We start from the raw sequence: 14645 nt of genomic DNA on the forward strand, positions 1-14645 counted from the left end.
AAGCCAAAAAATAAAAATTTATTGTGATCTATTGTGTTAAAAAGTTGACGAATTAATTTTCTGCTAACGTCCAACCACCACCGAGCGATTTATACAAATCCACTGCAGCATTCAAGCGCGACAAACGCTGTTGCACCAGTGAATCCTGTGCCTGGAATAAACTGCGCTGCGCCTCCAGCAGGGACAACAAATCGTCGGTGCCTGCGCGATAACGTGCTTCCGTCAACCGCAAACTCCGCGCGGCGTTGGCAACAATTTCCCGCTGGCTAACTTCCTGGCGTTGGCTTATATCTGCCGAGACAAGTGCGTTATCTACTTCTTGCAACGCCGTTAAAATCGCTTTGTGGTATTGCAATACCAATTCACTGCGACGCGCTTCGCTCAAGCGTTTCTGATTCACCAAACGCCCACCATTAAACAATGTCTGTGCGAGCGATAAACTCCAACCTGTAGTTTGTGTGGCGGGATTCAAGCTGAATAATTCACTCGCCGATTTTCCTGCACTGGCGCCCAGACTAATGCCCGGCAAAAGTGCTGCGCGCGCCGCATGGATATTGGCATTGGCAGCACGCAAATCGGCTTCGCTTGCCGCTAAATCAGGACGACGGGTAACCAAATCTGCCGGTGTTCCCGCTGCAATTTGCGGCACTTGCGTATCCAATAATTGTCCGGCAACAAGTGAAAATTCTTGCGGTGTTTTACCTAGCAAAATAGCCAATGCTGATTGGGTTTGGCGCGCTTGCAATTCCAGCGGCAATAACGAGGCCTGTTGGCTTAATAAATTGGTTCTTTGCTGGGCAACATCTGCCGCCGTTGCTGCGCCATTACGATAACGTGCGTCTACAATATGTTGCACACGTTCGGCGATGGCAATGTTTTTGTGCGCAGTAGCAATACGCTCTTGCAATGCAAGCCATTGGAACCAACCACTGGCGATGGCTGCTTTAATACTGAGGGTTGCGGCATCCTGATCGTAACGAGTTGCCTCATAACCAGCACGCGCAGATGCACGACTTGCGGCAATACCACCCCACAAATCAATTTCATAATTGATATTTACACTGGCCCGGCTTGACTCTCCACGCGCATAGCTGCTCTCTCCGTCTGCCTTACTGCGCGATTCACCACTGGATGCATTCGCCGATAACGATGGAAATAAACTCGCGTTGGCAATACGCATTTGCAGTTCTGCCTGCTTAACGCGCTCTGCCGACATTAATAAATCCGGGCTTTGCTGCTGCGCCGCTTGCATCAAATCATTCAATGCCGGCGACTGGAATGCCTGCCACCAGTTTGAATCTACAACACCGGCATTGTCAGTATCAGATTGCACAGAAACTGTTGAATAATTATCTGCATAATTAATATCCGGTTTTTGTACTTGGGTAGAAGAGCACGCAGTCATGAATAGCGATGCGATAACCAGTGACAATCTTTTAAAGGCTAATGTTTTAGAAGCCAGGGTTTTCTTGTGTAATTGCATAACCATTACTCCGTAGCCAAAGCCGCAACTGGATCGAGATGAGCCGCTTTGCGCGCTGGTAAATACCCAAATAACAAACCCGTTAAAAACGCACAACTGAATGCCATGGCGACAGGGAATAATGAGTAGGCCACCGGCGTTCCAAAATGGGCGATCAATGCGGCCGTGCTTAATCCAAGCACTACGCCTATCACACCGCCGATTGCAGAAACGACTAAAGCCTCGATCAAAAATTGCTGCATTATGTGGCGGGTTCGCGCACCTGTCGCCATGCGAATACCAATTTCGCGAGTGCGTTCGGTTACGCTTACCAGCATAATGTTCATCACGCCGATGCCACCGACCAGCAACGAAATTGCGGCGATAGATCCCAGCAAAAATGTCATGGTATTTTGGGTTTCGGAAACCATATCGATGAGCGATGACATGCTACGGATTTGGAAATCTTCAGTGCCGTGCCGCTCCATCATCAAAGCATGAATGCGGGTTTGCACCTCTTCCATATTTTTTTCGTCATCGACGGAGACCGTAATATTACGCAGGAAGCGCTGGCCTATTACACGCAAGCTGCCGGTGTTAAACGGAACAAAAACTTTATCGTCCTGATCCTGGCCGCCGGGATCAGCGCCGCGCTCGCTCATCACTCCGATAACCTGGAAGAGCACATTATTAATAATAATAAATTCACCAATCGGGCTTTGCCCTGCAAACAATTTGGCGGCAACGGTTTTCCCCAGCACCACTACGGTTGCGTAATTGGCCTCATCCTCTTCGGAGAAAAATGTTCCCTGTGCGATATCCCATTTGCGTGCAAGCGGGAATTTTGCCGCTGTTGCGGTGACTTCAGTGCTGTGATCCACATTGCCGTAACGCAAAGTGTAACTACCATTAATTTCCGGCAGCGCCGCTGCAACATGTGGCAGGGTTGCAATTGCATAAACATCTTCCGGCACCAGTGTTACCGAATCCCAACGAAAACGTTGAGTGGGACCGCCGGGTCGAACGAGTAATAAATTACTGCCCATAGCACTGATACTATCTACCACAGATTTTTTAGCACCGTCACCAATCGCGAGCATGCTGATAACTGAGGCAACACCAATTACGATACCGAGTAGCGTCAATATGGTGCGGAAAATATTGCTGTACAACGAACGAAAAGCCGTTCTGGTCGCCTCTAAAATTTCGGTTTTTAATGCGGATTCACCGCGCAATGCATGCTCTTCTGCGGGCAATTCTGTAGGGATAGTTGGCCCCGGATCAGCAACGATTTCGCCATCGCGAATTTCAATCAGACGCTGCGCATGATGCGCAACTTCGGCATCGTGGGTAATAAGAATAATAGTGTGACCTTGCGCCGATAACTCTTTCAGCAACCGCATTACTTCTTTGCCGCTGTGGCTATCCAGTGCGCCGGTCGGTTCGTCGGCCAAAATAATTTGGCCGCCATTCATTAACGCCCGCGCAATTGAAACCCGTTGCTGCTGGCCGCCCGATAATTGGTTCGGGCGATGATGCAAACGCTCTTGCAATCCCAATGAACTTAACAAGTATGTTGAACGTTCACGTCGCGCTTGTGGTGACAAACCTGAATAGGTCGCCGGCATTTCCACGTTTTCACACGCGGTTGAACCGGCTAATAAGTTGTAGCTTTGGAACACAAAACCGAATGCTTCGCGGCGCAATTGCGCAAGACCATCGGTATCGAGCTCAGCAACATTTTTGCCATCAAAAAAATAATCGCCGGTTGTTGCGCGATCAAGGCAACCGAGCAGGTTCATCAACGTGGATTTGCCTGAACCCGACTGTCCCATGATTGCGACAAATTCACCGGGATAAATTTCCAGATCAATACCGTGCAAAACCCGGGTTTCAATTTCGCCATTGCGAAACGTTTTGGTAACGCCAGCTAACTTGATCAGCGGCTGGATAGGATTAGTAGCGCCCATTAACGTCTACCCATACCCGGGCCGCCGAAACCACCGGCTGGTGTTACTTTGACCTGATTTGGTTTGCTGCTGCCACTGACAACTTTTTCGCCTTCCTTCACGCCTTCAAGAATTTGCGCCTGCACACGGTTGGTGACACCCACCATGACTTTGCGCTCTTCAATATCCCCCTTCTCATTCATGACTTTAACAATTGCAGGGCGCGGCTGAATACCGGTTGTACCCTGCCCTTGCGTATTATTTTCGCGCCGCTGTCTCCACTCACCAGCCGGTGGATTGCCATTTGCCATTCCTGGTCTGGTCCGCGCGCCCGCAGGAGCAGTTCCATTTTCCGGTCTTTCTGCTAAGGATTTTTCGCTTTGCGAATTAGCAACTGATGGCTTTTCACCTTGTGGTGCTGACGAATTTTCAGCACCAGTTGGGCCACCTTGAGGACGCATGCCACGTGGCGAAGTAAAACTGATTGCCGACATTGGTACCAACAATGCATCTTTTGCTTGTGATTCAATAAAAAATACCTGGGTACTCATCTGCGTCATCAACAAACGGTTTTCATTGGGCACATCAAATAATGCGTTATACAACACAACGTTATTCAGAATTTCCGGCGTGGGCTGGATGCGATCCAACTTGCTGTACCAGCGGCGACCTTGACTGCCCAGAGTGGTGAAATATACCGGCATGTCCTTGCGCAGCTTGCTGATATCCGCTTCAGAAACCTGGGTTTGTATCGTCATGGTCGACAGGTCAGCTATCCGCATTACCGTGGGCGCCATCTGATTGGTGTTCAGGGTTTGGCCCTGACGAGATGTGATGGACACCACTGTGCCATCGATGGGTGCATAAATTTTGGCGTAGTTTAAATTGGCCGCCTCTACACGCAGGGTTGAGTCAATTTGTTGAATTTGCGCCTGCAAGGACTTAAGTTGCGCATGCGCCGATTTCAAATTCGCATCCGCTGTTTCCAGCGACTCACTGGTGGTCGCCTCTTCAGCAAATAAATTTTGCTCGCGCTTGAAATTGATTTCCGCCAGTTTTAATTGCGCTTCACGATCCTGCAACTGGGCTTTTTGGTTTTGCAATTGTGCGCGGGTTGCATCCACCTTGGCGGCATAAACAGTTGCATCAATTTCCGCAAGTAAATCGCCCGCTTTCACTTCGCTGCCCACTTCCACATGCAACTTTTCCAACTGGCCGGAAACTTGCGCACCCACATCAACATAATCCTGCGGCTGTAAGGTTCCGGTAGCGGTTACCAAATTTTCGATATCGCCGCGCACCACGGCTTCAGTGGTCAACACCACTGCGTTTTCATCAGTGGCAAAAATGAGCTTCCATAACAGCCAAATAACAACCAAAGAGGCGATTGCCAAAGTGACAATCCCCACAGGGCGACGGAAGAAAGAATTGGAAATTGCAGGGAATTGCATAGTGTTTTCTCATCCAGATATTTATGGACGCGAGTATAACCCAGACACTAATTGAAAAGGTCGACCGGGGCTGGCATGAACACTTGTTTCACAATCTTAACAATCGTGGCAGTTAATAAACATCACGGCAGTAGCGACGCTCATCGGCCATTACCTCAAGCTGTTCAGCACCGATGATATTACGCAATGCATCGTCCACTGCTTGCGCCATACCCTGCAAGCTACCGCATACAAAAATTGCTGCATCCCCTGCAACCCAGCGTCGCAATTCTGCTGCATGCAATTGCAGTAAATCCTGTACGTAACATGGAGCACCAACCGCTGCATCGCGTGAAAAAACACGGTCTATCCGCGTCAGCAAACCTGTGGTTTGCCAACGCTGGAGATCAGCATCAAAAAATTTATCCGCTGCTGCGATGCGCTCACCAAAAAATAACCAATTGCGTGTATTTATGCGCGCAGGATTAGCCAGATGCGAACGCAAGCCGGCAATACCGGTACCATTGCCGATCAGGATTAATGGGCGCTGATTACCAGGTGAGTGAAAATGCGCATTTGCGCGAATGCGTAAGCGAATCGGTTGCGCTAAAGCGGCATGGACAGTTAACCAACCCGACCCCACACCATATTGACCTTGACCAATATTTACCTGACGTACCAGTAAATCGAGTGAGTTTTCATGCGGGACTGATGCGATTGAATATTCACGATGTGGCAAATCCACTAACGAGTTTACGAATGCAATATCATCAAGTGGTTTTAACTCTGCCAACCGCTGTTCATTAATGGTCAGGTCACTGTGTCGCAATAACCCGGGCGGGATAGCAGCGCGGGCAACATCTTGTAAAAACTGCTGGATTCGTTCATCGCAATTACCAGGACCGATCTCGACAATATCGCCTGCCTGCCATGCATCTGCGGCAATAGCAGTACCAAGCGGCACTAATTTAATATGAAACACTGGCGCTCCGGGGCTACCCGGATTGATGCAGATGCGCTGCACAATTTTCCAATCGCTGTATGCTGGTGCACTCCAATCAATAAAATGTGCCTGTCCGGAAATCTGGCCGAGATAGTATTGCCAATGGCGCAACGCGCTTTCATCCAGCAAATTAACTTCAATAATATCGGTGATACAGTGCGCCCCACGGTGTTGCAACTCGTGCTGCAATTGATGCGCAAAACCGCAAAAAAACTTATAGCTAGAGTCACCTAAACCTAACACTGCTACATGCAAATGTTGTAGCGAATTTTGCGGAAGTTGGCCGAGAGTGCGAGCAACAAAGCGGTTGCCATTATCCGGTGCTTCGCCTTCGCCATAGGTACTGGCAATCAGCAAAACCGTTGCTGTTCCCGTTAATAATTCAGGCGTGATCTGATTTAGCGATAAGACCTTTACAGCGTTGCCTGCCTGCTCCAATTGCTGCGCGGTTTTTTTGGCAATGCGGGTAGCACTTCCACCTTGGCTGGCATACCCAATTAATATGTACTCTGCGGATTCATTAGCATTGGTAGAAACAATAGTTTGCCTGCGCAGGTAACTGCGCCAACAAAGCCAACACAATACAAAATAGGAAATAATTAATAGGCTAGCGGCAAGATAACGCACAACAATAAATCCGCATTATAGAAAGTGTTTATTCATGTGAAACCGATGTAGTTTGCATACGACATCCATATCATATAAAAACACAGCTGAATTTTTAGCGCCGAGCTATAAATTCCAGCTGTGTTTTGGTTACGTGGGTTTGTTACTCGGGTAAAACTTCGAATGTTGCCGCATAGCTACCGGAGCGGTTTTTAGCCGGTTTTTTTGCTTTGTCATCGCGATAGCTAGCGCTTAACCAATACATACCCGCTTGCGGCCAGGTAACTGAAATATTGCCTTTTTTGTCAGTCTCCAATTCAATTGATGCCTGCTCGCTACGGTAGCGCATGCCACCGGGGATTACAGTCACTTTTACACCAACAGCAGGCTTGCCATCGATCAGGAATTGAAACGTCGCTGCCTCACCTGCAAACAAATCGTTGGGATGGGTAACAGGAACCAATTCCAAACCTTGATTGGTTGCTTTTAAAACGGTGTCAGTCGGCGTACCGGACGTGACAAAGGTTTCCATACGACGGGAAAATTGTGAAACCTCAAGGTCTTTGGCTTTCTTAGGTACCGTTTTATCAAAATCAGCAGGATTCGCTTTTTCACCGCGGCCCGGCCACATACGACGCTCACCTTCTTCTGTTTTCCAGGTAGCCATTAAACCGGCAGAGGCAATTGCAATTTTATAGGTACCTTTTTGCGGCAATTGCACATCAAATACACTGCGGAATTTTCCGGTAATCGCATTTTGTGGCGCAAGCGGCGTGCCATCGGGTGCCGTGATAATCACACCATCGACACGCATAGGTGCATGGTCTGCGTGGAAAATATCATTGGAAACCGCTGCATCAATACTCACCCATGCATCATCGCTGGAGAGTACAGTGGCACCCGGTAGCAACCATGCTCGATGCGCTTGTGCAGTGAGTGGCAGACACAAAACCAAAGCAGTGCAGAGAGTAGTTTTTAAAAAAGTTTTCATGGTGATTTTTCCTTTAAATAAATCTTAAGCAAACGTTATTGATAAATGGTTATGGCGCTACAGTAACTTTCACCTCACCCAATTCTTTACTGCCTTTTGCACTTTTTTCAGCAGTTGCTTTTGCCGGCCAGCTAAATGGCACCTTCACCAATTCACGTCCACCTACTTCACGTGCGGCCTCAACCATTAATACATAGTTACCGCTTGTTAACTTACCAAGAGGCGCTTTACCTTCGGTAAAACTGACAACTTGTTTACCGGGCGCGCGAGTTGCACCACTTACACCATCCACCGGCATATCGGTCTCACGGCCAATACGACGCCACCACTGGCGCATATCCTTTAGCCATTCTTCACCCTTCTCACTTTTTTGGCCACGCTCTTCAAGCTGATACCAAACCGCGAGATTAGTGCTCTCGCCTTTTTCATTTTCAATCCAGATTGCCATATAAGGTTTGTGATATTCCGCCACATCCAATGCCGGCACTTCGACAGAAACTGTCAGCTCACCAGCAACAGCAGTAGCGACAGATATTAATGACATTGCTGCAAACGAAGAAGAAAGCAACCAACGCGAACGCATAATTAACCTCTACATAATTGAATAGTTATTGAAAACGGTTGCGGTAAAATTTAATGGATTAATAGCACTTAATGAATAAATAAAAGAATCAGTACCCAAGGCAACACCAACCCCAACGCCACCATCGGCCATGTTGCCGGGCGGCCGCCGGCATAGCGTTTCAGCAAGAGCAATCCGGTGATGCAGAAAATAATACAAAAAACAGCGAACACATCGATAAACCAGCTCCATGCAACACCGGTATTGCGCCCTTTGTGTAAATCATTCAGATAGGAAACCCAGCCGCGATCAGTAACTTCATATACGAGTTCACCGCTGGCTAAATCGATGCTCAACCAGGCATCACCGCCCGGACGGGGTAGCGATAAATAAATTTCATTGTCGTTCCACTCGGCCAATTGATTATCGACCGAAATAGCCTGTTCTTGCGCCAGCCAATTGCTTAAAACATCAGGTAACGGCGCTTTTTCCTCGTCTGGAATCTTAATTTCTTTAATCAACTCCGCTGGTATTTCTGCCTCCAGCGTGACAATTTGCGGCGTAGCTTTAATTTGCGCAGCATGGTTGAGCGTGATGCCTGTAACAGAAAAGAGCAACATGCCGATAAGACATATTGCCGAACTTATCCAGTGCCATTCACGCAGGCTGCCCAAGTAAATCTTCATGCGATTTTTATTCACCTTTTTTAAAAAAACCGCGCGGGGTTCCCCCCTAAAAGGAACCCCGCGCCGGACACGCTTCTTTCTGTTTTTAGAACTTAACGTTTACACCCACCCAGAAGTTACGCGCTTTGTCTTTGTTGTTATAGTGATCCAGATAGCTTGGTTGCACACCACCCAAACAGGCAGCACCACTAGTACATTCAACAAAGGCGATATCGTAATCGGTGAAATCGCGATCCAGCAAATTGTTAACGCGCGCATTCAAGGTTACCGTTTCGCTAGCTTTGTAAGTCGCTCCCAAATGGAATACTTCGTAGCTTTTGAAATATAACTCACGATTATTTGTAGTATCCCAAGAGCGATAACGATCAGAATTCACTTCCGCTATAAGTGAAATATTGAGCTTATCCGTAGCAAACCATTCTAATGTCGCATTGGCCATGTGTTCTGCTGAGTTGCCCAATGGACGCCCCTTTTGCGCACCACTTTTTTGTTCGCTGTCGGTGTAAGTGTAATTAGCACGCAAGGCGAAATTGCTCGCAATCTGCCAACGACCAGCCACTTCAGCGCCCTGAATAACAACTTCATCGATGTTCACAGTTTTACTGCTGTTTGCATAGCCGAGGTCAGCGTAATCACCTGAACTGTTGCAAACCACACCGGTAACGCCACCGCAAGGTTGGGATGAAATCTTATCGTCAAACTTATTGTTGAAAATAGTGACGTTGAAGTTATGTCCTTTTGGATGCTGCCAATAAGCAGCAACTTCGGTACTAGTACTGGTTTCAGGTTCCAGGTCGGGGTTACCAAACATCGGTGAAGTACCCTGACCACCAAATCCTACAACGCCATCATATAGCTGGGTCGTTTTCGGTGTTTTGAAACCAGTGCTAACACCACCTTTAATTGTCCACTCTTCACTCAGGGTATAAGTACCGTAGAGACGTGGACTGATGTTATCGCCAAACACTTCGTGATCGTCATAACGCAAACCGGCAGTCAGGCCAAATGGCTCAATGATGTACCAGGTATCCTCAGCGAAAAGCGAATACATATTGTGCTCTTGCACTTCACCGGGAGTGCCGCTCTCCATACCAAACACACCGTCCTTTAACTCGCCTTGGATAACCTGGGCACCAACAACAGCAACATGCTGACCAGCCAATTCAAACGGCATATCCAGTTTGGCATCCAACGTGTACTGATTGCTTTCCATATCACGCTTTGGACGCGGCAGGAATGTCGCTTCTGCCAAGGTTTTCCGTTGCGCAACGGTGAGTGATGAATACTGTCCTGTGCCATTCATCATACGCAGCAATTCCTGTCGTTCTGCCACAGTGAACGGCAAAGTGCGGCCATTATTGTTGGTATCAACGTAAGAAAGGGACACAAAGCTGTTGCCAATATCCCATTTGCCTTCGTGGCTTAAAGACCAGGTATCGCGGGTAAATTCCTGGGTTGCACTATAACCAGCCTGAGGGTTAGCTCGGGTACAGGTGCCCGTGTTAATACAGTTATTCGGAGTCGCAGCCCAAATAGAATCAATATTATCTACCGTACCTACGGGATATTCGCGCGTGCCTGCATCGTTCAACACCGGCGTGTTGTCGTATTCCTGGGTAGAAGTTTCTATATCAAACCAGATACTTTGATTCGCTGTTGGAGTCCAGGACAACCGCGCACCAAACACTTCGTTTTCATTATCAACCGTTTTACCGCCGCCACCGAATCCAAGTGAGCGGATACGGGTTTCACCATTTGGATATGTCACCGCTGCATAAGTCGGTGTTGACGCTTCGCGATTGTAGAGACTACCGCGCACTGCAAGACCCAATTTGCCGGGAATCAATGGCCCCATAACGTTAAAATCGGTGGTGATATCGTCACCAAAATTGTCATCAGTTTGCAGCGTCCGGCTGTGACTAATCGAGCCCTGCCATTCATCGGTCACTTTCTTGGTAATAATATTGATAACGCCACCCATCGCATCTGCACCATACAGTGTAGAGGCTGGTCCACGAATCACTTCAATACGCTCAATCGCATCCATCGGCGGGATATGACCGAATTGGTTGCCACCAAAACTATTGGGGTAAATATCACCATGGTTGTTTTGACGCTTGCCATCTACAAGGATCAAGGTGTAATCCGATCCCATACCACGCATGGAGATAGTGCCCTGCCCGGTTTTGTCACGGGTTTCGCCTACATCTACACCTTCCAAATCACGCACTGCATCCAGTAGTGTGATGTATGGACGCTTGGTCAGCTCTTCAGCAGTAATAACGGAAATGCTCGCCGGTGCATCCGTAACCTTTTGTTCGTACCCGGCGGCTGTCACAACAACTGTCTTCAATTTTTGGGTTTCATTAGCAGTAGTACTTGCGCCTGCCAACAAAGTAATCGGTGCAATAACAATCAGTGATGCACCGCGAATAGCATTAAATAAAGTAGAACGCGGCAAAGTGTTGCTGCGCGAAAGGTTGAACGTCATGATAGCCTCTTATCAGTCTTAATAATAATCTAAATGATAATATCTATCAATTGCAGGCGCATCAAACCTTATTTTATTAGGATTTGTTATAAATTTGTCCCTAAAATGTCCCATTACAATCTAAAAAACACTTTTTTATACCTGAGCCCACTGCCTTAACAAATTGTGATAGTGGCCAGTCAGACCAACAATTTCCTCCGCGTCACCTATTTTTTGGCGCAAAGCCTGGATGTTGCAATCCAGTTCATATAACAAGTTGCGCTGCCAATCGTCGCGCACCATGCTTTGTGTCCAGAAGAAACTGCACATCCTCTCCCCTTGAGTGACGGGTGAAACCTGATGCAAACTGGTGGAGGGGTACAAAATCAAATCACCAGCAGGCAACTTCACTTCGTGACTGCCGTAGGTATCCTGTACGATCAATTCCCCGCCTTCATACTCTTCCGGCTCAGATAAAAACAACGTGGAAGAAACATCCGTGCGTAAACTTAAATTACTCCCTGGCACCAAACGAATTGCACCATCGACGTGAAACCCATAGTGCTCACCACCGGAGTAAGCATTGAATAATGGCGGTACTATGCGCAGTGGCAATGCCGCAGACATGAACAATGGATTTGAATAAAGCGCAGTTAAAATTATCTCGCCGAGCTGATGTGCAACCGGACTATCTACCGCAAGTTGGCGATTTTGTTTTACTCGTGCGCCCTGCGCTCCCACCGTTGCTTTACCATCGATCCATTCTGCCTGGTTCAAGCGAGCACGACATTCAGCAACTTGTTGTTTGCTCAGCAATTGTGGGATATGAATTAACATAAATGGCTACTCAATAATAAAAGTCAGGCGTAATAATAAGGTGAATCACAAATAGATAAAGGGGCGCTAAATGCGCCCCTTTTATTTTCAAGTATGCCAATAATTAAAACGCGAAGTTAACACCAAGACGAGCTGAACGCTCTACACCTGGATAATAACGCGATACACCATTATTTAAAGCAGCAATATATTCTTCGTCAGCCAAGTTCAACAAGTTCAATTGCACATTGATATTTTTGTTGATCGGGTAAGACGCCATAGCATCCACTACCCAATAATCAGGCACTTCCACCATTGAGCGAGTGGCAAGAACTTGAGCGCTAGTCAAACTTGTGCTTACTGCAGAATCTACATAACGTGCGCCACCACCGATAACCAAACCACTACCAAAAGTATAGCTATTCCACAATGTGAAAGTCAGTTTCGGGGACCATTGAATCGCACCGCCGTCGGTGCTTGCAGCTTCGGTAGCACGATTACCGCGAGTAATTTCTGGCTCCATATATGCCAGACCCACGTTGATTTGCCAGTTTTGCATGATAATGCCAGACGCACCCAACTCAACACCTTGAACGCGGCGCTCGCCAACGTTAGTGGTAGTGCCATCTGGATTTGATACAAACTCGTTATCGTTAGTGCTGCGGAAAACAGCTGCAGTCAATGCTAACTTGTCGCCATATACATTCCACTTGGTACCGATTTCCTGATTGGTACCTTTTTGCGGGTCAACGTTAGGGTTATTCACGTTGGTCGCACTAGTGCTCAACGAGAAATTGGAGCCTCCAGGTGGTAATTCTGATGTCGCATAAGACACATAAATAGAGCCATTTTCGCTAGGCTTAAACACACCGCCCAACTTCCAGCTCACCAGTTGGTCATCTGCTTTTTGAGAAGCACCGACCAGAGTACCCACTGCAATAGTTTGCTGGGCAGGAGGAGTTACTGCGCCTTGAAGGGTGAGAGTGTCATAGCGCGTGTGATAATTTTCAGCGCGAACGCCCGCACTAATTTCCCAATGTTCATTAAGGCTAATAGTATCCAGCACATAAAGTGCAGAAGTAGTGGTTTCACCCTCAGTTTTATTACCAGTGCGTACCACTGGCTGGAACACATCACTCGTGCTTGGGTTATACAAGTTAGCCGGAATTTGACTTGGTGATCCAGCAGGAATTCCCACTGTGTACGTCAATTGGTTTTCGTAAATAAATTCAATGCCACCACTTACCTCATGTTTAACACCCGCTGTATCAAAAGATGCCGTCACGTTAGTTTGGTTGGTCAAAATTTTGTTGCTTACATCTTTACCTTGACGAGAGCGAGAAGTTGTCCATGCATCAGGATTAGTAGCAGGGTTAAAGGTAATACCACCAACACCGGTTAACACCTGATCTTGCTTGGTGCGGCCATAACGCGAGGTATTACGGATAGTTACATTGTCTGCCAGATCATGCTCAACACGAACGGTGAACATGTTTGCATTAACATCGTTATGATCCGTAGTCGAACCATAAAAATTGTCCCTGTCTACTTGGGCAGGTTTTTGACCGGCAAGTACGCCAGTGGCAAAAATAGCATTGTAGTAACCGTCAAGACCGATAGTCGGGATACCGCCATCCGGAATTCCGGATTGCTGCACAGACAAGGTATTGACATGAATACGTGTGTCAGTGCCCAAACCTAAACCAAGTGATGCAGCAACGCCTTCATAATTATTTTCTACTTTATCGCGACCAGCGACACCAGCGTCTTGCTTAAGCAAGTTAACGCGTACAGCGGTTGTTTCGCTCAACGTTTTGTTTACATCCAATGTACCGCGCTTGTAATCCCCTGAACCGCCACTAACGTTGCCGGAAATTGCATCTTCCAGATTAGCCACTTTACTGCTCATATTTACGTAGCCAGATGCAGCACCACGGCCGTTATCCACACCGGCGGGACCTTTTGCAATTTCTACTTGTTCAGTATTAAACGTATCGCGAGAGATGCTGCCCAAATCGCGGATACCATCAACAAAAATACTTCCCTGGGTATCAAAACCGCGCATGAAAATGGAGTCGCCAGTGGCAGTATTTCCGTTCTCGCCCATCAACATAGTGATGCCAGGAGTATTACGCAGTGCTTCGCTTAATGTAGTCGCCGCTTGCTGCTGGAAAAGCTCTTTCTTTACCACTACGATGGTCTGTGGTGTATCGACTAAGGGTTGGGTAAATTTCGGAGAGCTTACTTTGTCTGCTTTGTAAGCAGGTTCAATTGCATCAGCATCAACCTTAACAGCATTGAGCTTTTTGGTTTCTACCGGCTTAGTTTCATCCGCAGCCATAGTGCCAGCAGAGGCAAGCAAAATTGCAGATGACAATGCGGTTGCAGTTAATTGCAATCCAGTTGAACGCTTTTTGGAAACAATGTGTGTGGATTTCAGGATGGTCATGACTAGCCCTTGTAATAGTAATATCAGATGTGATGAGTAATGCGACGCATATGATATAGATAACCATTATCAATACGCAATGACAACAATTCCTATTTGATATTTTTTTGTGTGTCATCACAAAAGTTACTTAGGCGACAGTCAAACCGACCCAGTATTTAACTTATTGATCATATAACTAAATGCGATTAATCTTGGCGCGTAATATTACAAGTTGCTAA

At 47.3% G+C, this 14645-nt stretch carries 10 protein-coding genes; all 10 read right to left on the reverse strand.

What is annotated here, in order from left to right; all coding sequences use genetic code 11:
* Nucleotides 1–52: 52 nt before the first annotated feature.
* Nucleotides 53–1483: an efflux transporter outer membrane subunit gene (locus AC1RJL_RS07460; RefSeq protein WP_492912478.1), complete on the reverse strand. Its 1431-nt coding sequence runs from the start codon at nucleotides 1481–1483 to the stop codon at nucleotides 53–55.
* A 5-nt stretch (nucleotides 1484–1488) separates the two neighbouring features.
* Complete coding sequence (locus tag AC1RJL_RS07465) at nucleotides 1489–3432, reverse strand: MacB family efflux pump subunit (RefSeq protein ID WP_492912480.1); 1944 nt, start codon at nucleotides 3430–3432, stop codon at nucleotides 1489–1491.
* Nucleotides 3432–4862, reverse strand: coding sequence for an efflux RND transporter periplasmic adaptor subunit (locus tag AC1RJL_RS07470; RefSeq protein ID WP_492912483.1), 1431 nt, complete (start codon nucleotides 4860–4862; stop codon nucleotides 3432–3434). The genes AC1RJL_RS07465 and AC1RJL_RS07470 overlap by 1 nt, the downstream gene beginning before the upstream one ends.
* A 112-nt stretch (nucleotides 4863–4974) precedes the next feature.
* On the reverse strand, nucleotides 4975–6471 hold the full coding sequence (locus tag AC1RJL_RS07475; RefSeq protein WP_492912485.1) for a sulfite reductase subunit alpha: 1497 nt from the start codon (nucleotides 6469–6471) through the stop codon (nucleotides 4975–4977).
* Between the two features lie 142 nt (nucleotides 6472–6613).
* Nucleotides 6614–7441, reverse strand: coding sequence for a DUF4198 domain-containing protein (locus AC1RJL_RS07480; RefSeq protein WP_492912487.1), 828 nt, complete (start codon nucleotides 7439–7441; stop codon nucleotides 6614–6616).
* Between the two features lie 49 nt (nucleotides 7442–7490).
* A complete protein-coding gene (locus tag AC1RJL_RS07485) occupies nucleotides 7491–8024 on the reverse strand; it encodes a DUF2271 domain-containing protein (protein WP_492912489.1) in 534 nt (177 codons plus the stop codon).
* A 68-nt stretch (nucleotides 8025–8092) separates the two neighbouring features.
* Complete coding sequence (locus AC1RJL_RS07490) at nucleotides 8093–8689, reverse strand: PepSY-associated TM helix domain-containing protein (RefSeq protein ID WP_492912491.1); 597 nt, start codon at nucleotides 8687–8689, stop codon at nucleotides 8093–8095.
* An 85-nt stretch (nucleotides 8690–8774) separates the two neighbouring features.
* On the reverse strand, nucleotides 8775–11180 hold the full coding sequence (locus tag AC1RJL_RS07495; protein WP_492912493.1) for a TonB-dependent receptor domain-containing protein: 2406 nt from the start codon (nucleotides 11178–11180) through the stop codon (nucleotides 8775–8777).
* A gap of 135 nt (nucleotides 11181–11315) precedes the next feature.
* Nucleotides 11316–11996: a Fe2+-dependent dioxygenase gene (locus AC1RJL_RS07500; protein WP_492912495.1), complete on the reverse strand. Its 681-nt coding sequence runs from the start codon at nucleotides 11994–11996 to the stop codon at nucleotides 11316–11318.
* A gap of 103 nt (nucleotides 11997–12099) precedes the next feature.
* Nucleotides 12100–14424 carry a catecholate siderophore receptor Fiu gene (locus tag AC1RJL_RS07505; protein WP_492912497.1) on the reverse strand — a complete coding sequence of 775 codons (2325 nt, stop codon included), beginning with the start codon at nucleotides 14422–14424 and terminating at the stop codon, nucleotides 12100–12102.
* Nucleotides 14425–14645 lie beyond the last annotated feature (221 nt).

This window comes from Cellvibrio sp. GW822-FHT04B05 (genome assembly GCF_058800985.1).

Coding starts and splice junctions, on each gene's coding strand:
- AC1RJL_RS07460 (WP_492912478.1), bottom strand. CDS start 1,483: ATGCAATTACACAAGAAAACCCTGGCTTCTAAAACATTAGCCTTTAAA.
- AC1RJL_RS07465 (WP_492912480.1), bottom strand. CDS start 3,432: ATGGGCGCTACTAATCCTATCCAGCCGCTGATCAAGTTAGCTGGCGTT.
- AC1RJL_RS07470 (WP_492912483.1), bottom strand. CDS start 4,862: ATGCAATTCCCTGCAATTTCCAATTCTTTCTTCCGTCGCCCTGTGGGG.
- AC1RJL_RS07480 (WP_492912487.1), bottom strand. CDS start 7,441: ATGAAAACTTTTTTAAAAACTACTCTCTGCACTGCTTTGGTTTTGTGT.
- AC1RJL_RS07485 (WP_492912489.1), bottom strand. CDS start 8,024: ATGCGTTCGCGTTGGTTGCTTTCTTCTTCGTTTGCAGCAATGTCATTA.
- AC1RJL_RS07490 (WP_492912491.1), bottom strand. CDS start 8,689: ATGAAGATTTACTTGGGCAGCCTGCGTGAATGGCACTGGATAAGTTCG.
- AC1RJL_RS07495 (WP_492912493.1), bottom strand. CDS start 11,180: ATGACGTTCAACCTTTCGCGCAGCAACACTTTGCCGCGTTCTACTTTA.
- AC1RJL_RS07500 (WP_492912495.1), bottom strand. CDS start 11,996: ATGTTAATTCATATCCCACAATTGCTGAGCAAACAACAAGTTGCTGAA.
- AC1RJL_RS07505 (WP_492912497.1), bottom strand. CDS start 14,424: ATGACCATCCTGAAATCCACACACATTGTTTCCAAAAAGCGTTCAACT.